Origin of the sequence: Paraburkholderia podalyriae, assembly GCF_014397785.1 — a bacterium.
Lineage (GTDB): Bacteria > Pseudomonadota > Gammaproteobacteria > Burkholderiales > Burkholderiaceae > Paraburkholderia > Paraburkholderia podalyriae.
Genome location: NZ_VZQQ01000017.1, coordinates 117,732 through 138,500, shown reverse-complemented (window position 1 = coordinate 138,500; position 20,769 = coordinate 117,732). Strand labels below are relative to the sequence as shown.

At 59.9% G+C, this 20,769-nt stretch carries 31 protein-coding genes; 29 read left to right on the top strand and 2 right to left on the bottom strand.

Translation table 11 applies throughout. The features are described from left to right. The first annotated feature begins 5 nt into the window (after positions 1–5). From rpsS to dsbD, 26 genes are all read left to right on the top strand, one after another. Entirely contained in the window at positions 6–281 is a 276-nt protein-coding gene (gene rpsS / locus F6X42_RS21405) for a 30S ribosomal protein S19 (protein WP_027199083.1), read from the top strand. Between the two features lie 12 nt (positions 282–293). Beyond that, the gene (rplV, locus tag F6X42_RS21400) at positions 294–623 is read left to right on the top strand and encodes a 50S ribosomal protein L22 (RefSeq protein WP_004199272.1); all 330 of its coding nucleotides are present in this window, start codon (positions 294–296) and stop codon (positions 621–623) included. Between the two features lie 11 nt (positions 624–634). Further along, on the top strand, positions 635–1,432 hold the full coding sequence (rpsC, locus tag F6X42_RS21395; protein ID WP_074766158.1) for a 30S ribosomal protein S3: 798 nt from the start codon (positions 635–637) through the stop codon (positions 1,430–1,432). A gap of 2 nt (positions 1,433–1,434) precedes the next feature. After that, positions 1,435–1,851 carry a 50S ribosomal protein L16 gene (gene rplP, locus F6X42_RS21390; protein WP_187636114.1) on the top strand — a complete coding sequence of 139 codons (417 nt, stop codon included), beginning with the start codon at positions 1,435–1,437 and terminating at the stop codon, positions 1,849–1,851. A 10-nt stretch (positions 1,852–1,861) separates the two neighbouring features. Then, entirely contained in the window at positions 1,862–2,056 is a 195-nt protein-coding gene (gene rpmC / locus F6X42_RS21385; RefSeq protein WP_007180130.1) for a 50S ribosomal protein L29, read from the top strand. Then, entirely contained in the window at positions 2,053–2,325 is a 273-nt protein-coding gene (gene rpsQ / locus F6X42_RS21380) for a 30S ribosomal protein S17 (protein ID WP_007180129.1), read from the top strand. Before rpmC ends, rpsQ begins: the two co-directional genes overlap by 4 nt. 290 nt (positions 2,326–2,615) lie before the next feature. Beyond that, complete coding sequence (rplN, locus tag F6X42_RS21375; RefSeq protein ID WP_006998478.1) at positions 2,616–2,984, top strand: 50S ribosomal protein L14; 369 nt, start codon at positions 2,616–2,618, stop codon at positions 2,982–2,984. Positions 2,985–2,993: 9 nt separating this feature from the next. After that, the gene (rplX, locus tag F6X42_RS21370) at positions 2,994–3,302 is read left to right on the top strand and encodes a 50S ribosomal protein L24 (RefSeq protein WP_187636113.1); all 309 of its coding nucleotides are present in this window, start codon (positions 2,994–2,996) and stop codon (positions 3,300–3,302) included. 16 nt (positions 3,303–3,318) lie between these two features. Further along, complete coding sequence (gene rplE, locus F6X42_RS21365; protein ID WP_063497537.1) at positions 3,319–3,858, top strand: 50S ribosomal protein L5; 540 nt, start codon at positions 3,319–3,321, stop codon at positions 3,856–3,858. A 7-nt stretch (positions 3,859–3,865) separates the two neighbouring features. After that, positions 3,866–4,171, top strand: a complete 306-nt coding sequence (gene rpsN, locus F6X42_RS21360) for a 30S ribosomal protein S14 (protein WP_090802162.1) — start codon at positions 3,866–3,868, stop codon at positions 4,169–4,171. Positions 4,172–4,185: 14 nt separating this feature from the next. Then, on the top strand, positions 4,186–4,581 hold the full coding sequence (gene rpsH, locus F6X42_RS21355; protein ID WP_027199076.1) for a 30S ribosomal protein S8: 396 nt from the start codon (positions 4,186–4,188) through the stop codon (positions 4,579–4,581). Positions 4,582–4,599: 18 nt separating this feature from the next. Beyond that, complete coding sequence (gene rplF / locus F6X42_RS21350) at positions 4,600–5,130, top strand: 50S ribosomal protein L6 (protein ID WP_187636112.1); 531 nt, start codon at positions 4,600–4,602, stop codon at positions 5,128–5,130. Positions 5,131–5,142: 12 nt separating this feature from the next. After that, positions 5,143–5,508 carry a 50S ribosomal protein L18 gene (gene rplR, locus F6X42_RS21345; RefSeq protein WP_187636111.1) on the top strand — a complete coding sequence of 122 codons (366 nt, stop codon included), beginning with the start codon at positions 5,143–5,145 and terminating at the stop codon, positions 5,506–5,508. A gap of 14 nt (positions 5,509–5,522) precedes the next feature. Then, positions 5,523–6,041: a 30S ribosomal protein S5 gene (gene rpsE, locus F6X42_RS21340; protein ID WP_187636110.1), complete on the top strand. Its 519-nt coding sequence runs from the start codon at positions 5,523–5,525 to the stop codon at positions 6,039–6,041. Between the two features lie 11 nt (positions 6,042–6,052). After that, positions 6,053–6,235 (top strand): 50S ribosomal protein L30, encoded by a 183-nt coding sequence (rpmD, locus tag F6X42_RS21335; protein ID WP_187636109.1) that lies wholly within the window; start codon positions 6,053–6,055, stop codon positions 6,233–6,235. Positions 6,236–6,264: 29 nt separating this feature from the next. Beyond that, the gene (gene rplO, locus F6X42_RS21330) at positions 6,265–6,699 is read left to right on the top strand and encodes a 50S ribosomal protein L15 (protein WP_187636108.1); all 435 of its coding nucleotides are present in this window, start codon (positions 6,265–6,267) and stop codon (positions 6,697–6,699) included. 46 nt (positions 6,700–6,745) lie between these two features. Next, entirely contained in the window at positions 6,746–8,092 is a 1,347-nt protein-coding gene (gene secY, locus F6X42_RS21325) for a preprotein translocase subunit SecY (protein WP_187636107.1), read from the top strand. Positions 8,093–8,100: 8 nt separating this feature from the next. Then, on the top strand, positions 8,101–8,319 hold the full coding sequence (gene infA / locus F6X42_RS21320; RefSeq protein ID WP_004521905.1) for a translation initiation factor IF-1: 219 nt from the start codon (positions 8,101–8,103) through the stop codon (positions 8,317–8,319). Positions 8,320–8,340: 21 nt separating this feature from the next. Beyond that, complete coding sequence (rpmJ, locus tag F6X42_RS21315) at positions 8,341–8,457, top strand: 50S ribosomal protein L36 (protein WP_004199844.1); 117 nt, start codon at positions 8,341–8,343, stop codon at positions 8,455–8,457. Between the two features lie 41 nt (positions 8,458–8,498). Continuing rightward, positions 8,499–8,864 (top strand): 30S ribosomal protein S13, encoded by a 366-nt coding sequence (gene rpsM, locus F6X42_RS21310; RefSeq protein WP_013589830.1) that lies wholly within the window; start codon positions 8,499–8,501, stop codon positions 8,862–8,864. A 28-nt stretch (positions 8,865–8,892) separates the two neighbouring features. Next, positions 8,893–9,297 (top strand): 30S ribosomal protein S11, encoded by a 405-nt coding sequence (rpsK, locus tag F6X42_RS21305; RefSeq protein ID WP_006052224.1) that lies wholly within the window; start codon positions 8,893–8,895, stop codon positions 9,295–9,297. A gap of 149 nt (positions 9,298–9,446) precedes the next feature. Continuing rightward, positions 9,447–10,070: a 30S ribosomal protein S4 gene (gene rpsD, locus F6X42_RS21300; RefSeq protein ID WP_187636106.1), complete on the top strand. Its 624-nt coding sequence runs from the start codon at positions 9,447–9,449 to the stop codon at positions 10,068–10,070. A gap of 124 nt (positions 10,071–10,194) precedes the next feature. Next, entirely contained in the window at positions 10,195–11,172 is a 978-nt protein-coding gene (locus F6X42_RS21295) for a DNA-directed RNA polymerase subunit alpha (RefSeq protein ID WP_035933032.1), read from the top strand. Between the two features lie 188 nt (positions 11,173–11,360). After that, positions 11,361–11,753: a 50S ribosomal protein L17 gene (gene rplQ / locus F6X42_RS21290; protein ID WP_013090750.1), complete on the top strand. Its 393-nt coding sequence runs from the start codon at positions 11,361–11,363 to the stop codon at positions 11,751–11,753. 195 nt (positions 11,754–11,948) lie between these two features. Continuing rightward, positions 11,949–12,281 (top strand): divalent-cation tolerance protein CutA, encoded by a 333-nt coding sequence (gene cutA / locus F6X42_RS21285; protein WP_376776394.1) that lies wholly within the window; start codon positions 11,949–11,951, stop codon positions 12,279–12,281. Beyond that, complete coding sequence (dsbD, locus tag F6X42_RS21280; RefSeq protein WP_187636105.1) at positions 12,274–14,163, top strand: protein-disulfide reductase DsbD; 1,890 nt, start codon at positions 12,274–12,276, stop codon at positions 14,161–14,163. The genes cutA and dsbD overlap by 8 nt, the downstream gene beginning before the upstream one ends. 125 nt (positions 14,164–14,288) lie before the next feature. Here the strand turns inward: dsbD and hemB are convergent, their stop codons facing one another. Then, positions 14,289–15,287: a porphobilinogen synthase gene (gene hemB / locus F6X42_RS21275; protein WP_187636104.1), complete on the bottom strand. Its 999-nt coding sequence runs from the start codon at positions 15,285–15,287 to the stop codon at positions 14,289–14,291. A 277-nt stretch (positions 15,288–15,564) separates the two neighbouring features. Continuing rightward, positions 15,565–16,218: a ribosome biogenesis GTP-binding protein YihA/YsxC gene (gene yihA / locus F6X42_RS21270; RefSeq protein WP_187636103.1), complete on the bottom strand. Its 654-nt coding sequence runs from the start codon at positions 16,216–16,218 to the stop codon at positions 15,565–15,567. A 220-nt stretch (positions 16,219–16,438) separates the two neighbouring features. On the opposite strand from yihA, the gene F6X42_RS21265 reads away from it, so the two are divergent. From F6X42_RS21265 to ccsB, 3 genes are all read left to right on the top strand, one after another. Continuing rightward, positions 16,439–17,092, top strand: a complete 654-nt coding sequence (locus tag F6X42_RS21265; protein ID WP_187636102.1) for a c-type cytochrome — start codon at positions 16,439–16,441, stop codon at positions 17,090–17,092. Between the two features lie 118 nt (positions 17,093–17,210). Next, a complete protein-coding gene (locus tag F6X42_RS21260; RefSeq protein WP_187636101.1) occupies positions 17,211–19,421 on the top strand; it encodes a cytochrome c biogenesis protein ResB in 2,211 nt (736 codons plus the stop codon). Positions 19,422–19,425: 4 nt separating this feature from the next. Then, complete coding sequence (gene ccsB / locus F6X42_RS21255) at positions 19,426–20,640, top strand: c-type cytochrome biogenesis protein CcsB (protein ID WP_187636100.1); 1,215 nt, start codon at positions 19,426–19,428, stop codon at positions 20,638–20,640. Positions 20,641–20,769: the final 129 nt, after the last annotated feature.

The following is a 20,769-nucleotide window of genomic DNA, read 5'->3' as shown; positions in this document are numbered from 1 at the left end:
AGGCAATGGCACGTTCTATTAAGAAAGGTCCGTTCTGCGACGCCCATTTGCTGAAGAAGGTTGAGGCGGCTGCAGCATCGCGTGACAAGAAACCGATCAAGACCTGGTCGCGTCGCTCGACGATCTTGCCGGACTTCATCGGTCTGACAATCGCGGTTCACAACGGCCGTCAACACGTTCCGGTGTATGTCACGGAAAACATGGTCGGCCACAAGCTTGGCGAGTTCGCACTGACCCGGACGTTCAAGGGTCACGCGGCCGACAAGAAGGCCAGGAAATAAGGGGCAATCAAGATGGAAGTGAAAGCAATTCATCGCGGTGCCCGCATCTCGGCGCAGAAAACGCGCCTTGTGGCTGACCAGATCCGCGGTTTGCCGGTCGACAAGGCGTTGAACGTTCTGACGTTTTCGCCGAAGAAGGCTGCGGGAATCGTGAAAAAGGTCGTGCTGTCGGCGATCGCGAATGCGGAGCACAACGAAGGCGCCGATATCGACGAGCTCAAGATCAAGAGCATCTACGTCGACAAGGCAGCGTCGCTGAAGCGTTTTACCGCGCGCGCTAAAGGCCGCGGTAACCGCATCGAGAAGCAATCCTGTCACATCACTGTGACGGTCGGGAATTAAGGGGTCATACGATGGGACAGAAAATTCATCCGACTGGCTTCCGTTTGGCCGTCAGCCGCAATTGGGCTTCGCGTTGGTACGCGAACAACAACAATTTCGCGGCGATGTTGCAGGAAGACATCGGTGTTCGTGAATACCTGAAGAAGAAGCTGAAGAACGCGTCCGTCGGCCGCGTGGTGATCGAGCGTCCTGCAAAGAACGCACGAATCACGATTTTCAGCTCGCGCCCGGGTGTCGTGATCGGCAAGAAGGGTGAAGACATCGAACTGCTGAAGTCCGAGCTGCAAAAGCGCATGGGCGTCCCGGTTCACGTCAACATTGAAGAAATCCGCAAGCCGGAAACCGACGCGCAACTGATCGCTGATTCGATCACGCAACAGCTCGAGCGCCGGATCATGTTCCGTCGCGCGATGAAGCGCGCGATGCAGAACGCGATGCGTCTGGGTGCTCAAGGCATCAAGATCATGAGCGCTGGCCGTCTGAACGGTATCGAAATCGCCCGTACGGAATGGTATCGCGAAGGTCGCGTGCCGCTTCATACGCTGCGTGCAGATATCGACTACGCAACGTCGGAAGCAAAGACGACGTACGGCATCATCGGCGTAAAGGTGTGGGTCTACAAGGGCGACACGCTCGGCCGTAATGACGCACCGGTGGTCGAAGAAGTCGCCGAAGAAAAGCGTCCGCGCCGCAACGCACGTCCGGGTGGCGATCGCCGTCCGCGTCGTGATGGTGAAGGTGGTGGCCCGGCAGGTGCACGCCGTGGCGCTCCTCGTCGTGCCGGCGGCGACGGGAAGACTGGAGAATAACGATGCTGCAACCGAAACGCAGAAAATATCGCAAAGAGCAGAAAGGTCGTAACACCGGCGTTGCTACCCGCGGCAACGCGGTGTCGTTTGGTGAGTTCGGCCTGAAGGCTGTCGGTCGCGGTCGTCTGACCGCGCGCCAGATTGAGGCGGCGCGTCGTGCAATGACGCGTCACATCAAGCGCGGTGGCCGCATCTGGATCCGAATCTTCCCGGACAAGCCGATCTCGACCAAGCCAGCTGAAGTGCGTATGGGTAACGGTAAGGGTAACCCGGAGTACTACGTCGCTGAGATTCAACCGGGCAAGATGCTGTACGAAATGGACGGCGTAACCGAAGAACTGGCGCGCCAAGCGTTCCGTCTGGCTGCAGCGAAGCTGCCGCTGAAGACGACGTTTATCGTGCGTCAGCTCGGCGCCTAAGGAGCAAATGATGAAGGCTTCCGAACTTCACCAGAAAGATCAGGCCGCGCTCAACAAGGAGCTGTCGGACCTGTTGAAGGCGCAATTCGGCCTGCGCATGCAACTTGCGACCCAGCAGCTCACGAACACGAGTCAGCTGAAGAAGGTCCGTCGCGACATCGCACGTGTGCGGACCGTCCTGACTGAGAAGGCGAACCAGAAATGAACGATAGCGTAAAAACCTCGCTCAAGCGGACGCTGGTCGGCAAGGTCGTCAGCAACAAGATGGACAAGACGGTTACCGTGCTGGTCGAGCACCGCGTGAAACACCCGATCTACGGCAAGTACGTCGTGCGTTCCAAGAAGTATCACGCGCATGACGACGCGAACACGTACAACGAAGGTGACCTCGTTGAAATCCAGGAAACTCGTCCAATTTCGAAGACGAAGGCTTGGGTTGTGGCTCGCCTAGTCGAGGCGGCTCGCGTCATCTAATGTCGCAAGGCTGTAGAAGTAGTTGAAGTCGCAGTAAGTTTCGCTTGCAAGGCCGGGATTATTTGATATAATCTCGGTCTTCCCTCTTTATGGGAGCCCCGTCGCGGGCGAAGTTGGTGGGGGAAGCGGTTCGGGCACCAGCCTGTGCCGAAGGATTCACCGGATTGCGATGGCGGGTTTCGTTTGCCGTCGCTGCTGTTCTAACCCAAGCAGCCGATCGGCTGACGGGACCAAGACTGACCGGGAGGCACCATGGTGGTGTGACCGGATTAAGTTGGGAAAGATAAACCATGATCCAGACCGAAACTCGGCTTGAAGTGGCCGATAACACAGGTGCACGTGAAGTCATGTGCATCAAGGTGCTCGGCGGCTCGAAGCGTCGTTATGCCAGCATTGGCGACATCATCAAGGTGACTGTCAAAGAGGCAACGCCGCGCGGGCGCGTGAAGAAAGGCGAAATTTACAACGCCGTGGTGGTTCGCACCGCCAAGGGCGTGCGCCGTCAGGACGGCTCGCTGATCAAGTTCGACGGTAACGCAGCGGTGTTGCTCAATACCAAGCTCGAACCGATCGGTACCCGTATTTTTGGGCCTGTCACGCGCGAGTTGCGTAGCGAACGATTTATGAAGATCGTTTCGCTGGCGCCTGAAGTGCTGTAAGGAGTCGCGATGAACAAGATGCGCAAGGGTGACGAAGTTATCGTCATCACCGGCAAAGATAAGGGCAAGCGTGGCGTTGTGCTGGCTGTTCACGGCGAGACCGTGACTGTCGAGGGCATCAATCTCGTCAAGAAACACGTCAAGCCGAACCCGATGAAGGGAACGACGGGCGGCGTGGAAGCCAAGACGATGCCGTTGCAAATTTCGAACGTCGCATTGGTCGACGCGAATGGCAAGCCATCGCGTGTAGGCATCAAGGTCGAAGGAGACAAGAAGGTCCGTTTCCTGAAGACGACCGGTGCCGTGCTAAGCGCCTGACGCTGCGGAGTAAAAAATGGCTCGTTTGCAAGAGTTTTACAAAGAGAAGGTTGTACCCGGCCTCATCGAGAAGTTCGGTTACAAGTCCGTTATGGAAGTGCCGCGCATCACCAAGATCACCCTGAACATGGGCCTTGGCGAAGCCGTCGCCGACAAGAAGATCATCGAAAACGCCGTTGGCGATCTGACGAAGATTGCAGGTCAAAAGCCGGTGATCACGAAGGCACGCAAGGCAATCGCTGGCTTCAAGATCCGTCAGGGCTATCCGATCGGTGCAATGGTCACGCTGCGTGGTCAGGCAATGTACGAATTCCTCGACCGTTTCGTGACGGTTGCGCTCCCTCGTGTACGCGACTTCCGTGGCGTGTCGGGCAGGGCGTTCGACGGTCGCGGCAACTACAACATCGGTGTGAAAGAGCAGATCATTTTCCCCGAAATCGACTACGACAAGATCGACGCACTGCGTGGGCTGAACATCAGCATCACGACGACTGCGAAGACTGACGACGAAGCAAAGGCTCTGCTCGCCGGCTTCAAGTTCCCGTTCAGAAACTGAGGTTACCGTGGCTAAACTGGCACTGATCGAACGTGAAAAGAAGCGTGCTCGCCTCGCCGCCAAGTACGCTCCCAAGCGTGCTGCACTTAAGGCAATCATAGGCGACACGAGCAAGTCGGAAGAAGAGCATTACGCAGCACGTCTGGAACTGCAGCAACTGCCGCGTAACTCTAACCCGACCCGTAAGCGCAATCGTTGCGCAATTACCGGTCGTCCGCGCGGCACGTTCCGTAAATTCGGTCTGGCGCGTAACAAGATTCGTGAAATCGCGTTCCGCGGCGAGATTCCTGGCCTGACCAAGGCGAGCTGGTAATAGGAGAAACATAAATGAGCATGAGTGATCCTATCGCCGATATGCTGACTCGCATCCGCAATGCGCAGATGGTCGAGAAGGTTTCGGTGACTATGCCCTCGTCAAAAGTCAAGATTGCGATTGCGCAGGTCCTGAAGGACGAAGGCTATATCGACGATTTCGCAGTGAAGTCCGAAGGTGCGAAGTCGGAATTGAACATCGTGTTGAAGTATTACGCTGGCCGCCCGGTCATCGAGCGCATCGAACGCGTGTCGAAACCCGGCCTGCGTGTGTACCGCGGCCGTAACGACATCCCCGTGGTCATGAATGGCTTGGGCGTGGCGATCGTGTCGACGCCGAAGGGTGTGATGACGGACCGCAAGGCACGTGCAACGGGCGTTGGCGGCGAAGTCATCTGCTACGTCGCTTAAGGCCGAAAGGAGAGAAACATGTCTCGAGTAGGTAAGAGCCCGATCGCGCTGCAAGGCGCGGAAGTGGCCCTGAGCGCCGACAGTATTACTGTCAAGGGTCCGCTGGGTACGATTTCGCAGGTTGCCAACAGCCTCGTGAAGGTGGTAAACGACAACGGCACGCTGAAGTTCGAGCCGGTCGATGAAAGCCGCGAGGCGAATGCGATGTCGGGCACGATGCGCGCACTGGTTGCGAACATGGTGCATGGCGTGACGAAGGGTTTCGAGCGCAGGCTGACGCTTGTTGGCGTCGGTTATCGCGCACAGGCGCAAGGCGACAAGCTGAACCTGTCGCTGGGTTTCTCGCACCCGGTGGTGCACCAGATGCCGGCTGGCGTCAAGGCAGAAACTCCGTCGCAAACCGAAATCGTGATCAAGGGGATCAACAAGCAACAAGTCGGTCAAGTCGCTGCAGAAGTGCGCGGCTACCGTCCGCCGGAGCCCTATAAGGGCAAGGGCGTGCGTTACGCCGATGAGGTTGTGATCCTCAAAGAAACGAAGAAGAAGTAAGGGTGCGCAATCATGGATAAGACTCAATCTCGCCTGCGCCGCGCTCGTCAGACGCGTATCAAGATCTCTGAACTGCAGGTCGCGCGTCTCGCCGTGCACCGCACGAACACGCACATCTATGCGCAAGTGTTCTCGCCGTGCGGCACCAAGGTGCTTGCCAGTGCGTCGACGCTCGAGGCCGAAGTGCGTGCGCAACTGGCCGATCAGTCAGGCAAGGGCGGCAATGTTGCCGCTGCGACTCTGATCGGCAAGCGCATTGCAGAAAAGGCAAAGGCAGCCGGCATCGAATCCGTCGCCTTCGATCGTTCGGGTTTTCGTTACCACGGCCGCGTGAAAGCGCTGGCTGATGCGGCGCGCGAAGCCGGACTCAAGTTCTAAGGGAAGAATTCGTCATGGCAAAGATGCAAGCTAAAGTTCAGGCTGACGAACGCGACGACGGCCTTCGTGAAAAGATGATCTCGGTCAACCGCGTGACCAAGGTCGTGAAGGGTGGCCGTATCCTCGGCTTCGCCGCACTGACCGTGGTTGGCGACGGTGATGGCCGCGTCGGTATGGGCAAGGGCAAGGCGAAGGAAGTGCCTGTCGCTGTCCAAAAGGCGATGGAACAGGCTCGCCGCAACATGTTCAAGGTGCCGCTGAAGAACGGTACCCTGCAACACGAAGTGCACGGTAAGCACGGCGCATCGACGGTTCTCCTTGCTCCGGCGAAGGACGGTACCGGCGTGATCGCTGGCGGCCCGATGCGCGCTGTGTTCGACGTGATGGGCGTGCAGAACGTCGTGGCCAAGAGCCACGGTTCGACGAACCCGTACAACCTTGTTCGTGCGACGCTCGACGGTCTGCGCAAGCAGTCCACGCCGGCCGATATCGCTGGGAAGCGTGGCAAGTCCGTCGAAGAAATTCTGGGCTAAAGGTGGACACCATGTCTGATAAAACTGTCAAGGTCCAGCTCGTCAAGAGCCTGATCGGCACCCGTGAATCGCACCGCGCAACGGTGCGTGGTCTGGGTCTGCGCCGACTCAACTCGGTTAGCGAGTTGGAGGACACGCCGGCTGTGCGCGGCATGATCAACAAGGTTTCGTACCTCGTTAAGGTCATCAGCTAAGCGGCTGACCGGGACTCAAGGAGTTGATAATGGAATTGAATAACCTGAAGCCGGCTGAAGGCGCGAAGCACGCAAAGCGTCGCGTTGGTCGCGGCATCGGCTCCGGCCTCGGCAAGACTGCTGGCCGTGGTCACAAGGGTCAGAAGTCGCGGTCGGGCGGCTTTCACAAGGTTGGCTTCGAAGGCGGTCAAATGCCACTGCAACGCCGCCTGCCGAAGCGTGGCTTCACCTCGCTGACGAAGGAATTCGTCGGTGAAGTGCGTCTCTCGGATCTCGAGAAGCTGCCGGTCGACGAAATCGATCTGCTGGCTCTCAAGCAAGCCGGCTTGGTCGGCGAGCTGATCCGTAGCGCCAAGATCATCGCGACGGGCGAGCTGAAACGCAAGGTCGTTGTAAAGGGTCTGGGTGCGACGAAGAACGCACGCGCTGCCATCGAAGCAACCGGTGGCTCTTTTGCCGAGTAACGCGCAAGTTATTTGCCGTCACTAGCATTTGCATCGGAGAACGTACTTGGCTAACAGCCCGAGTCTCGCAAAACCCGGTCGCAGCGCGGCGAAGTTCGGCGATCTGCGTCGGCGAGCAGTGTTTCTGCTGCTGGCGCTGGTCGTCTACCGTATCGGCGCGCATATTCCGGTGCCGGGTATCGACCCGGACCAACTGGCGAAGTTGTTCCAAAGCCAGTCGGGCGGCATCCTTGGCATGTTCAACATGTTCTCGGGCGGCGCACTTTCGCGGTTCACGATTTTCGCGCTTGGGATCATGCCCTATATTTCGGCTTCGATCATCATGCAGTTGCTGGCGATTGTGTCGCCGCAGCTCGAAGCGCTGAAAAAGGAAGGGCAGGCAGGTCAGCGGAAGATTACGCAGTACACGCGCGTCTTCACGGTTGTGCTGGCGACCTTCCAGGCGTTCGGTATTGCCGTCGCGCTGGAAAATCAGCCGGGCCTCGTGATTGATCCGGGGATGGTGTTCCGGTTGACGACGGTCGTGACGCTGGTGACCGGCACGATGTTCCTGATGTGGCTGGGTGAGCAGATCACGGAACGCGGGCTTGGCAACGGTATCTCGATTATCATTTTCGGCGGTATTGCGGCGGGTTTCCCGAACGCAATTGGTGGTCTCTTTGAACTGGTGCGAACCGGCTCGATGAGCATCATCTCGGCGATTATCGTCGTCGCGCTAATTGCTGCTGTGACGTATCTGGTGGTGTTCATCGAACGCGGCCAGCGCAAGATTCTTGTGAATTACGCAAAACGGCAGGTTGGCAACAAGATTTACGGCGGCCAGTCTTCGCATTTGCCGCTGAAGCTGAACATGTCGGGTGTGATTCCGCCGATCTTCGCATCGTCGATCATTCTCTTCCCGGCAACTATCCTGAACTGGTTCAGTTCGGGTTCGCGTACCAGCTGGTTCGCAGACGCGTTGCACAACGTGGCCGAAGCCCTGAAGCCCGGTCAACCCGTGTACGTGTTGCTGTACGCGTTGGCGATCGTCTTCTTCTGCTTCTTCTACACCGCACTGGTGTTCAACAGCAGGGAAACGGCCGACAACCTGAAAAAGAGTGGCGCTTTCGTCCCTGGCATCCGCCCGGGCGATCAGACGGCGCGATATATCGACCGTATCCTCACGCGTCTGACGCTCGCCGGTGCGATCTACATCGTGTTCGTTTGTCTGCTGCCCGAATTTCTGGTGCTGCGCTGGAACGTGCCGTTTTATTTTGGTGGAACGTCGCTGCTGATCATTGTTGTCGTCACAATGGATTTCATGGCGCAGGTGCAGTCGTACGTTATGTCGCAACAGTATGAATCGCTGCTGAAGAAAGCTAATTTCAAAGGCGGCGGCGTCCCGATGCGTTGAAAGGACTTATGGCCAAAGACGATGTTATCCAGATGCAGGGTGAAGTAATCGAGAACCTGCCTAATGCTACCTTCAGGGTGAAGCTGGAAAACGGCCATGTCGTGTTGGGACACATATCCGGCAAGATGCGGATGCACTACATCCGGATTCTGCCGGGCGACAAGGTGACGGTTGAATTGACGCCTTACGATCTGTCGCGTGCGCGGATCGTCTTCCGGGCGAAGTGATTTGAAAAAAAGGGTAATATCATGAAAGTGATGGCATCGGTTAAGCGCATTTGCCGCAATTGCAAGATCATCAAGCGCAAAGGCGTTGTGCGCGTGATTTGCAGCTCTGATCCGCGCCACAAACAGCGTCAAGGCTGAACGCCGCGCTTTTGCTTGCGCTTTTTGTTTGAGGAAAAACAATGGCTCGTATCGCAGGGGTTAACATCCCGAATCACCAGCACACTGAAATCGGCTTGACGGCTATTTACGGTGTCGGTCGCACGCGCTCTCGCGACATTTGCGTCGCTGCTGGTGTGGCATTTTCGAAGAAGGTCAAAGACCTGACTGACGCAGACCTCGAAAAGCTGCGTGAAGAAGTCGGCAAGTTCATCGTTGAAGGCGATCTGCGCCGTGAAACGACGATGAACATCAAGCGCCTGATGGATCTCGGCTGCTATCGTGGCGTGCGGCATCGTAAGGGGCTCCCTCTGCGCGGCCAGCGTACGCGTACGAATGCCCGTACGCGCAAGGGTCCGCGTCGTGCAGCGCAATCGCTGAAGAAGTAAGCGGAACTGACAGTTACAGGAAAACGTAATGGCTAAGGCTTCGAACAACTCCGCGGCGCAACGCGTTCGCAAGAAGGTCAAGAAGAACGTCGCCGAGGGCGTGGTTCACGTTCACGCGTCGTTCAACAACACCATCATCACGATCACCGACCGTCAAGGCAACGCGCTTGCTTGGGCAACGTCGGGTGGCCAGGGCTTCAAGGGTTCGCGTAAGTCGACCCCGTTTGCAGCTCAGGTTGCAGCCGAATCGGCTGGCCGCGTGGCGATGGAATACGGCGTAAAGAACCTCGAAGTGCGGATCAAGGGCCCCGGTCCTGGCCGTGAATCGGCGGTGCGCGCGTTGCATGGTCTGGGTATCAAGATCACCGCGATCTCTGACGTGACGCCGGTCCCGCACAACGGCTGCCGTCCGCCGAAGCGTCGTCGTATCTAAGACGCTGGTTTCGCGAGCGCGCCTGTTGCCGCCTTGCGCGGCGGCGGGCTGCGCGCGTTATTGAATTGACTAAGTCCACCGTTCGACCCAAAGGGTTCGGACTAGCGCGAGTGGAAGCATTCGCGTGACAAATCACAGAAGGAATCAACGTGGCACGTTATATCGGCCCCAAGGCCAAGCTGTCCCGCCGTGAAGGCACTGACCTCTTCCTGAAAAGCGCCCGCCGCTCGCTCGCTGACAAGTGCAAGCTTGACAGCAAGCCGGGCCAGCACGGCCGCATCTCGGGTGCACGTACGTCCGACTATGGTACGCAGCTGCGCGAGAAACAAAAGGTGAAGCGTATCTACGGTGTCCTCGAGCGCCAGTTCCGTCGCTACTTCGCTGAAGCGGACCGTCTGAAGGGCAACACGGGCGAAAACCTGCTGCAGCTGCTGGAGTCACGTCTGGACAACGTCGTGTATCGCATGGGCTTCGGCTCGACGCGCGCGGAAGCACGTCAGCTTGTGGGCCACAAGGCGATCACGGTGAACGGCGTTGTGACGAACATCCCGTCAATGCAAGTGAAGGCCGGCGACGTCGTCGCCGTGCGCGAACAGAAGCGCAAGCAGGCTCGTATCGTCGAAGCCCTGTCGCTCGCCGAACAAGGCGGCATGCCGAGCTGGGTTGCGGTCGACGCGAAGAAGTTCGAAGGTACCTTCAAGCAGAAGCCGGAACGCAGCGACATCGCTGGCGACATCAACGAAAGCCTGATCGTCGAATTGTATTCGCGGTAATCGGATTGACGGCCGGGGCACCCCGATTGCGTTACGCAAGGGGGCGTCTCGGCTGTTTATTTTCAGGTTGTGACCGGTCAGCCTTATCGGTGTAACGAGCCGAGGGTATTGAAAAGGAAAACCTATGCAAACCAGTTTGTTGAAGCCCAAGATCATCGCAGTTGAATCGCTTGGCGAAAGCCACGCGAAAGTGGTCATGGAACCGTTTGAACGCGGTTATGGCCACACCTTGGGTAACGCGCTTCGGCGCGTGCTGTTGTCATCGATGGTCGGTTATGCGCCGACCGAAGTGACGATCGCAGGCGTCGTGCATGAGTATTCGACGCTCGACGGTGTGCAAGAGGATGTGGTCAACCTGTTGTTGAACCTGAAGGGCGTCGTCTTCAAGCTGCATAACCGTGACGAAGTGACGGTTACGCTGCGCAAGGAAGGCGAAGGCGTGGTCACCGCCGGTGATATCGAACTCGCACACGATTGCGAAGTCATCAACCCGGATCACGTGATTGCGCATCTGTCGAAGGGCGGCAAGCTCGACGTGCAGATCAAGGTCGAAAAGGGCCGCGGCTATGTGCCGGGCAATGTGCGTCGTTACGGTGAAGACTCGGCCAAGATCATCGGCCGGATCGTGCTGGACGCGTCGTTTTCGCCGGTTCGTCGCGTGAGCTACGCGGTCGAAAGCGCTCGCGTTGAGCAGCGCACCGACCTTGACAAGCTCGTGATGAACATCGAAACCAACGGTGTGATCTCGCCGGAAGAAGCGATACGTCAATCGGCGCGCATTCTGGTCGATCAGCTGTCGGTGTTCGCGGCGCTGGAAGGTACCGAAGCAGCGGCGGAAGCGCCGTCGCGCGCACCGCAGATCGATCCGATCCTGCTGCGCCCGGTCGACGATCTCGAACTGACCGTTCGCTCCGCGAACTGCCTGAAGGCCGAGAACATCTACTACATCGGCGACCTGATCCAACGCACCGAGAACGAGCTGCTCAAGACGCCGAACTTGGGCCGCAAGTCGTTGAATGAAATCAAGGAAGTTCTGGCGTCGCGTGGTCTGACGCTCGGCATGAAACTCGAAAACTGGCCGCCGGCTGGTCTCGACAAGTAAGCCGACAAGTCGTTTGGGAGTAACCTGCGAGTTGTGCTGCTGTGCTCTCTGGCAAAGACGCGGATTTTCCTTTAAAATCCGCGTCTTGTCTTTTTCACTACCGGCCCGTGCGCTCACTGTCTGCTGTCGATGCGGCAAGCGAGTGCGATAGAAGAGCTGGGCAAAAACTTTGAACTGAAGGAATCAACATGCGTCACCGTCATGGTCTGCGGAAACTGAACCGCACGAGCAGCCACCGTCTGGCAATGCTCCGTAACATGTCCAACTCGCTGATCGAGCACGAAGTCATCAAGACCACGTTGCCGAAGGCGAAGGAACTCCGTAAAGTCGTCGAGCCGCTGATCACGCTTGGCAAGAAGCCCTCGCTCGCAAACCGTCGTCTGGCGTTCAACCGCCTGCGCGATCGCGACTCGGTCACGAAGCTCTTCGACGTGCTCGGCCCGCGCTACGCAAACCGTCCGGGCGGTTACCTGCGCGTGCTGAAGTTCGGCTTCCGCGTTGGTGACAACGCGCCGATGGCACTGGTCGAACTGCTCGACCGTCCGGAAGTTGAAGAAACGGAAGTGCAAGAAGCTGAGTAAGCTTTTTTAGCTTCGACAAAGAGCCAGGCGCATCGCCTGGCTTTTGTGTTTTCGGTGACAGATTGTGTCGGTGTCGAAAGCGCCGTCTCGGTGGCCAAATGCCGCGGTCGCACCGCGTGGCGCTCTGCAAGGCAGCAGGGCCAGGTGATACGATATCAAGATCGAAACCCTGCGCCGCCGGAGCTTGGTGTGACTGTGACTGTGACTGTGACCTTGGTGCTGACGACTGTGCCGGATGCGGCCGTCGCTCAAAAGCTCGCCGCTGACGCTCTCGCCGCGCGCCTTTGCGCGTGCGTCACGCAGTTGGGCAACGTGCAGTCGAGCTACCACTGGCGGGGCGCAATCGAAATCGCGCAGGAAATTCAGCTCCTGTTCAAGACCAGCGCCGCTCGCGCGCTCGAACTGGAGCGATTCATTCAGGCTCACCATCCCTACGACACGCCGGAAATCCTCTCATGGCAAGCGACGGCCTCCGCCGCCTACGGCCAATGGATCACTGCGGAAACCCAACGCCCTCTTCATGTTTAACGGTCTCGACCAGCGCGCGCGCGCTGCGCTGCGCACCGCGTTCTTTCTGCTCGGCTGCGTGGTCCTCGCCCAAGTCGCAACGCTCGCGCGCGCCGCGGACGACTTCCTCGACCCAGACGTCGCGTTTCGGTTCAGCGCGACCGAGCGGCCCGGCGAAGTCGTCGTCACCTATAAGATTTCGGAAGGCTACTACATGTACCGCGAGCGCTTCGCGTTCGCGGCCCGCAACGGCACGGCGACACTTGGCGAGCCTCAACTGCCAGGCGGTCACGTGAAGTTCGATCAGACATTCAACAAGAATGTCGAGACCTATCGCAACGAGCTGACGATTCGTATTCCGGTCAAGCAGGCTGCCGGACCGTTCGATCTTGCGGTGACGTCGCAGGGCTGCGCCGACGCCGGCATCTGCTATCCCCCGATGGAGCGCGTGTACCGCGTGAGCGGCGACGCGCTGCAGCCGGCTGGCAGCGCGGCAGCGGCCCCAACTGCCCCAACCGCGCAACAATCCGCCCCCACTGAATACGAACTCTGGTACGAACGCGCGACCAGCGCCGACTATGCGCAGTCGCTGCTGCAGCGCGGCGGCTTCTTTGCGATCGTTGGGCTTTATTTCGTAGCGGGCGCGATCCTGAGTCTGCTGCCGTGCTCGTATCCGATGATTCCGATCCTGTCGGCGATCATCATCGGTGAGGGGGCGCGCATCACGCGTGGGCGGGGTTTCGCGCTGTCGCTCGCGTATGTAATCGGGATGGCGCTCGTATACACGGTGCTGGGTGTCGTGGCCGCACTCGTCGGGCAGAGTCTGGGCGCATGGCTGCAAAACCCGTGGGTGCTCGGTTCGTTCGGCGGGCTTTTGACGATTTTCGCGCTGCTCCTGATCGCTGGCGTGGATATGGAACTGCCGCCGCGCTGGCGCGATCGCATGTCGAGCGCGTCAGCGGGACGCTCGGGTGGCAAATTTACCGCGGTCGCCGCGATGGGTGCGCTGTCGGCGCTGGTGGTCGGCGCCTGCATGACCGCGCCGCTGTTTGCGGTGCTCGCGTTCATCGCGCATACCGGCAATACAGTGCTCGGCGGCGCGGCGCTGTTCTCGATGGGCATCGGGCTCGGGGTGCCGCTGTTGGTCATTGGCCTCGGCGCAGGTACGCTGCTGCCGCGCGCGGGCAAGTGGATGGACAGCGTAAAAGTATTCTTTGGCGTCGTTCTGCTCGCCGCGGCGCTGTGGATCGTTTGGCCGGTGCTCGGCGGGGCGGCGTCGATGGCGTTGAGCGCCCTCTGGCTGCTCATCGCCGCGGTTGCGCTCGGCCTGTTTTCCAGGTCGGTTGCGGGCGGCTCGATATGGCACCGGCTCGGGCGGGCGGTCGGCGTCGTGATGGCGGTCTGGGCGGTCGCGCTTCTCGTTGGCCTCGCGGCGGGATCGTCAGATCCGCTGCGACCGCTGGCGGTGCTCGCGGCTCGTGCCGGCAACCAGGCGAGCATCGCGAAGAATGACTCCAGCGCGGCCGCAACGGCGTCGCAAAGCGATTTGACGTTCGCGCCGGTACGTTCAGCGGATCAACTCGATCAGGTCGTCAAAACGGCTACCCAGCCTGCCATGCTCGATTTTTACGCGGACTGGTGCGTGAGCTGCAAGGAGATGGAAAAATTCACGTTCAGCGACCCGCGCGTTCGGGCGAAGCTGAAGCAGATGAAGCTGCTGCGCGCCGACGTCACGGCGAACAATACCGACGACCGGGCGCTGCTCAAGCGCTTCAACCTGTTCGGGCCACCTGGAATTATTTTCTTCGATCAGGGCGGTAAGGAAGTGTTGCGAGTGGTCGGCTACGAATCGGCGAATAAATTTCTGCGTACCTTGGATCGGGCGAGCGCGTCTGGCGTGTAATCGAACGCCGCAGGGCCTTGCAGGTCCGCCGCGGTGCAAAGGAGCAGCATAAAAAACGGAGGCGGAACCCTGAGGTTCGCCTCCGTTTTTTTTATCTCACAGCCGGGCGCCAAACCGCGCCTGGCTCACTTCTGCGAACGCAGGATCTTCGCGGCATCCAGCGCGAAATACGTCAGCACGCCGTCCGCGCCGGCACGCTTGAACGCGAGCAGCGATTCCATCATGACCTTATCGTGATCCAGCCAGCCGTTCTGCGCGGCGGCCTTCAGCATCGCGTATTCGCCGCTTACCTGGTAAACGTAGGTGGGGAACTGGAACTCGTCCTTCACGCGACGCACGATGTCCAGATACGGCATGCCCGGCTTGACCATCACCATGTCCGCGCCTTCGTTGATGTCGGCCTGCACTTCGCGCAGCGCCTCGTTCGAATTGGCCGGGTCCATCTGGTAGGTCATCTTGTTGCTCTTGCCGAGGTTCGTCGCGGAACCGACGGCATCGCGGAACGGGCCGTAAAACGCTGAAGCGTACTTTGCCGCGTACGCCATGATGCGCGTGTGGATGTGATCCTCGCTCTCGAGCATTTCGCGGATCGCGCCGATGCGGCCGTCCATCATGTCCGACGGCGCGACGATGTCGACGCCGGCTTCCGCCTGCGCACGCGCCTGCTCGACGAGTATCTCGACGGTTTCGTCGTTGATCACGTAGCCGGCTTCGTCGAGCACGCCGTCCTGACCGTGGCTCGTGTAGGGATCGAGCGCGACGTCGGTGAGCACGCCGAGCTCTGGGAAATTCTTCTTCAGCTCACGCACCGCGCGCGGGATCAGGCCCGCCGGATTGGCCGCTTCTCGGCCTTCGGGCGTTTTCAGCGAGGACTCGATTGCGGGAAACAGCGACAAAACCGGCACACCGAGTTCGACGCACTGCTCGGCAACGCCCATCAGCAGATCGACCGACACGCGCTCAACGCCCGGCATCGACGGCACGGCCTGCCGCTCGTTGGTCCCCTCGACGATGAAGACGGGGTAAATCAGATCACTAGTGGTGAGAATGTTCTCTCGCATCAATCGACGCGAGAAGTCGTCACGGCGCATGCGGCGCGGACGGTAGTGCGGGTAGAAGCTCATATCGAATCGAAGATCGTGGATAGGTGGAGTGGACACATGGGCCTGCCCCCGCTCCCGGAAACTTTTCGAGACAATGGTATATCATACCGATCGAGCAAGGCGCCTAGCGCTGACCTCCCCGCTTCTCCTCCCTGAGCGGGTGCCTGTCGTTTTTCGATTAGGCTGTTTGACCCGCCGTTCAAGCGGCGGGTTTTTTTATGGGCGGCCGGAAACGTGCCTTGATGCGGGTTTTACAGGCGTCTCACGCGCGCTGCCAGATTCCGGCACCGGTAAGCGTTCAACCGGCGGCCGGTGTTTCGCCGGCTTCGCCCGGGATCAGCCAGCTCTCGATCAACTCGTGCGCCTCATCCAGCCCAGTTCGCTTGAGCGCCGAAAAGAGCTGCGCGGTCAGCTCGCCGCGATAGCCCGCAGCCCGATATTCGGCTAGTCCCTTCTGCGCGGTGCGCAACGCGTTCGTGCTTTCCTGACGCGTCAATTTGTCGCATTTCGTGAGCAGCGTGTGGATCGGCTTCCCGGTCGGCGCGAACCACTCGATCATGCGTCGATCGAGGTCCGTCAGCGGGCGGCGCGAATCCATCATCAAGATCATGCCGCGCAGTTGCGAGCGCGATTGAAGATACGTGGACAGCAGCGCTTCCCAGTGCGCCTTCGCCGCTCCTGGCACTTCCGCATAACCGTAGCCCGGCAGGTCGACCAGATAGGCGGCCGGCTCGTCTGCCTTGCCGACTGAAAAATAATTGATGTGCTGCGTGCGGCCAGGCGTCTTGCTCGCGAACGCAAGTCGCTTCTGATTGCAGAGCACGTTGATCGCAGTCGACTTGCCTGCGTTCGAGCGTCCCGCGAAAGCGATCTCGGGCTGCGCGGTGGCCGGCAGGTCGCGCAGATGATTGACGGTGGTATAGAAGCGGGATTCGTGGAGCAGGAAGGGCATGGTGGAAGCCAGATTGGAGAAGCCGCGGAGCCCGCGGCGGGAACGGGGTCAAGCCCGACTGGCGTCTAATCGATTAGCGAGTTATTGTACAATACGATGGTTTACTGAAAACCTTAGGAGGCCGCCCCACGTGCCTTGGCGGCTCCTGGCGGTCACTCGGTCGCCGTCGTCGTACTTTGCAGAACCTCTAAAATCCCACAAGACGAGACAGGGTGTGCGAATGAATCGACTGTGCAAGACTCTGATGGTGCTTCATGTAACGGCAGGTCTTTCAGGTTTGGCAATTCAGGCACGAGCAGCAGATCCGGCAAAGCCGGACATCAATCGGGGGCAGGCAATCGCTGTACAGGTATGCGCGTCATGTCATGGCGCGGATGGCAACAGCGCAGGCGGCGCATACCCGAAGCTGGCGGGCCAGCATCCCGAGTATCTCGTCAAGCAGCTCAGAGATTTCAAGACGCAGCCCGCCGCCAAACAGGCCGCGCGCAACAATGCGATCATGGCGGGCATGGCCGCCGCGCTTTCCGATCAGGACATGATCAACGTCGCGGCTTACTTCTCGACGCAGACGCCCAAGCCAGGTTATGCGCACAACAAGAACACCGTCGCGCTGGGTCAGCAAATCTATCGCGGTGGGATTGTAGACCGCGGGGTGCCTGCCTGCGCGGCCTGCCACGGGCCCACGGGGCAGGGCATTCCGATTCAGTATCCACGGCTGTCGGGGCAGTGGGGCGAGTACCTGGTGACGCAGTTGACCGCGTTTACACAGGGTCCGGGCGCTCGCAATAACAACGACGCGATGCATGCGATAGCATCGCGTCTGTCGGACAACGAGATCAAGGCGGTTGCCGACTACATCGCGGGCCTGCGTTAAGCGGTTTGCACGCGCGAATCCAACCGGCCCAGCGAGGCCGGTGAAAAACAAGAAAAGGGTGAGGGTGTCGTAGCTACGACAGCCCTTCACCCTTTTTTGCTGTTCAGTCGGAGTTTGAATGAGCGTTACCACGTCGGGTCTGCAGTCGAAGTCGGGCAACCGCGTCATGCGCAACACCATCGAGCTCATGAGCTCGATGCGTTTTGCCATTGCGCTGCTCGTGATTCTGTCGATCGCCAGCATTATCGGTACCGTCCTCACGCAGGACGATCCGTATCCCAACTACGTCAACCAGTTCGGTCCGTTCTGGGCGGACATCTTCCGCGCGCTGAGTCTCTACACGGTGTACAGCTCGTGGTGGTTCATACTGATTCTCGGCTTTCTGATGGTGTCGGTGTCACTGTGCGTGATCCGCAACGCGCCGAAGATGGTCGCCGACGCGAAGAGCTGGAAAGACAAGGTCCGCGAAGGCAGCCTGCGCGCGTTCCATCACAAGGGCGAGTTCGCGGTGCACGGCACGCGCGCGCAGACCGCGGCGGTGCTCGCCAAATTATCGGCAAAGCTCGGCTACAAGTTCGTCACGCGCGATTCGGACGGCGCGACGCTGATCGCCGCGAAGCGTGGCGCGCTAACGAAGCTCGGCTACATCTCCGCGCACCTCGCGATCGTCGTGATCTGCCTCGGCGGCCTGCTCGACAGCAATCTGCCGATCAAGCTGCAAATGTGGCTGTTCGACAAGTCGCCGATCAACTCGAACACAGTGATCAACGAAATTCCGCCCGAGCATCGGTTGTCGAAATCGAACCCGACTTTCCGCGGCTACGCGTGGGTGCCCGAAGGACAGCACGTGTCGACCGCGATCCTGAATCAGCCCGGCGGTTCGCTGATCCAGGACCTGCCGTTTTCGATCGAACTCGACAAGTTCATCGTCGATTACTACTCGACCGGTATGCCGAAGCTGTTCGCGAGCGACATCGTCGTGGTCGATCACAAGACCGGCGCGCGTGTGCCGGCTCGCGTCGAGGTCAACAAGCCGTTCGAATACGACGGCGTGTCGATCTATCAATCGAGCTTCCAGGACGGCGGCTCGCAAATGCAGATGACCGCCTACCCGATGTCCGGCCCGAGCGCGAAGCCCGCACCGTTTGGCGGTACGATCGGCGGCGGCGCGCCGCTGAGCTCCGCCACGCCGCTCGCCGATGGCCAGAGCGTCGAATTCACCGACTTCCGCGCGATCAACGTCGAAAACATCTCGAACGGCAATGGCCAGAACGATGCGCGCGGGGTCACCGCGCAACACTCGCTGAAGGAAGCGTTCGACGAGCGCCTCGGCTCCGGCGCGAAGAGCTCGAAGCCGCTCGACCTGCACAACGTCGGCCCGTCGGTGCAGTACAAGATTCGCGGCAAGGATGGCCAGGCGCGCGAGTACAACAACTACATGCTGCCGGTCGACGTGAACGGCGAGAAGATGTTCCTGGCCGGCATGCGCGTGAATCCCGACGACCCGTTCCGCTACCTCCGCATTCCCGCCGACAACGCCGGCACGCTCAAGGAATGGATGAACCTGCGCGCCACGCTCGAAGACCCGAACCAACGCGCGATCGCCGCGCGTCAGTTCGCTCAGCGCTCGGTGCCGGGCTCGAATGCGGAGTTGCAGCAGCATCTGGAGGAAAGCGCGTTGCGCGTGTTGACCCTTTTTGCGGGCGCTGACAGCGGCATGAAGCTGCAGAACGGCGAAAGGCTCGGCGGTTTCCAGGCGATCGCTGGTTTTATCGACCGGTCGGTGCCGAAGGGTGAGCAGGAAAAGGCCGCGGGCCTGCTGCTGCGTATGCTCGAAGGCGTGACGTGGGACTTGTTGCAGCTGTCGCGCCAGCAGCAAGGCGAGCCCGCCGCGCCGGCCGACGCGAACACGAGCCGCTTCATCCAGAGTTCGCTTAATGCGATTTCCGACAGCTTTCTGTATGGATCACCGGTCTATTTGCAGCTTGACTCATTCAAGCAGGTGCAAGCTTCGGTATTTCAGTTGACGCGCGCGCCGGGCAAAAAAGTCGTGTATCTTGGCAGCCTGCTTCTCGTATTGGGCATCTTTTCGATGTTCTACGTTCGCGAACGGCGTCTGTGGTTCTGGCTCAAGGATACGGACCACGGCACGCGTGTCGTGATGGCGATGTCGAGCGCACGCAAGACGCTAGACTTCGAGAAGGAGTTCGTCCAGACGCGCGACGCCGTGAGCGCCGCACTGGGCGCGAAACTCATCGAAGCAGCCGATCAGGGCCCGGCCGCTCAGGCCGCCGCACCGTCGGCAAGCTCACAGGATTCGACCCGGTAAGATCATGGACTTGACTCAGGTTTCCTCCTCCTCTTCTTCGTCTGCTTCGCGCGCCGACAAGGCGTTTGCGAGCAGCACGCCCGAACTCCCGCACTACGACGAACGGCCGTTCCTGAAACGGCTGGGTATCGCCGACTGGTTGTTCGCGCTCGCGCTCGTCGGGGGCGCAGGGTTCGCGCTGTCGCGCTATTACCCGTTCATGAACTACTACGACAAACTGGTGCTGGTGTGCTCGGTGCCGGTTTTCGTGGTGCTCGGTTGGCGCTGGAAGCCGGTGCGTCCCCTGATGGTGGGCATTGCCGCGCTGTCGCTGCTTGCGATCCAGATCTACCACGGCGATCTGAGCCGCGCCGACAACGCGTTTTTCCTCAAGTATTTCCTGTCGAGCCAGTCTGCAATCCTGTGGATGAGCGCGCTGTTCGTATTCGCGACCGTGTTCTACTGGATCGCGCTGCTGTCGCGCTCGCCGACCGGCGCCGCGATCGGCTCGAAGATGGCGTGGGCGGCGGTGCTGCTGGGCTTCGTCGGCATGATGGTGCGCTGGTACGAGTCGTACCTGATCGGCGCCGATGTCGGCCATATTCCGATTTCGAATCTGTATGAAGTGTTCGTGCTGTTCAGCCTGATCACCGCGCTGTTCTATCTGTACTACGAGCAGCACTACAACACGCGCGCGCTCGGCGCCTTCGTGCTGCTCGTGATCAGCGCGGCCGTCGGCTTCCTGATGTGGTACTCGGTCGCGCGCGATGCGCAGCAGATCCAGCCGCTCGTGCCGGCTTTGCAAAGCTGGTGGATGAAGATCCACGTGCCGGCGAACTTCATCGGCTATGGCAGCTTCGCGCTGTCCGCGATGGTCGGCGTCGCGTACCTGGCGAAGGAACGCGGCGTGCTCGCGGATCGTCTGCCGGCGCTCGAGGTGCTCGACGACGTGATGTACAAGTCGATCGCGGTCGGCTTCGCGTTCTTCACGATCGCGACGATTCTCGGCGCGCTGTGGGCCGCCGAAGCGTGGGGCGGCTACTGGAGCTGGGATCCGAAGGAGACGTGGGCGCTGATCGTGTGGCTGAATTACGCGGCCTGGCTGCACATGCGTCTGATGAAGGGCCTGCGCGGCGAACTCGCCGCATGGTGGGCCTTGACCGGCCTGCTGGTCACGACTTTTGCATTCCTCGGCGTCAACATGTTCCTGTCGGGCTTGCATAGCTACGGCAAGCTGTAAGATCCGCCGCGCTGAACCGACTAAGAACCGCCGCGTGCTTTCGCACCGGCGGTTTTTTTATGGCTGACGGAATATTCGTTGCGCTCCGGTGTTCGCTAGTCAAGCACCCGAGCAAGGACCCATGGATGA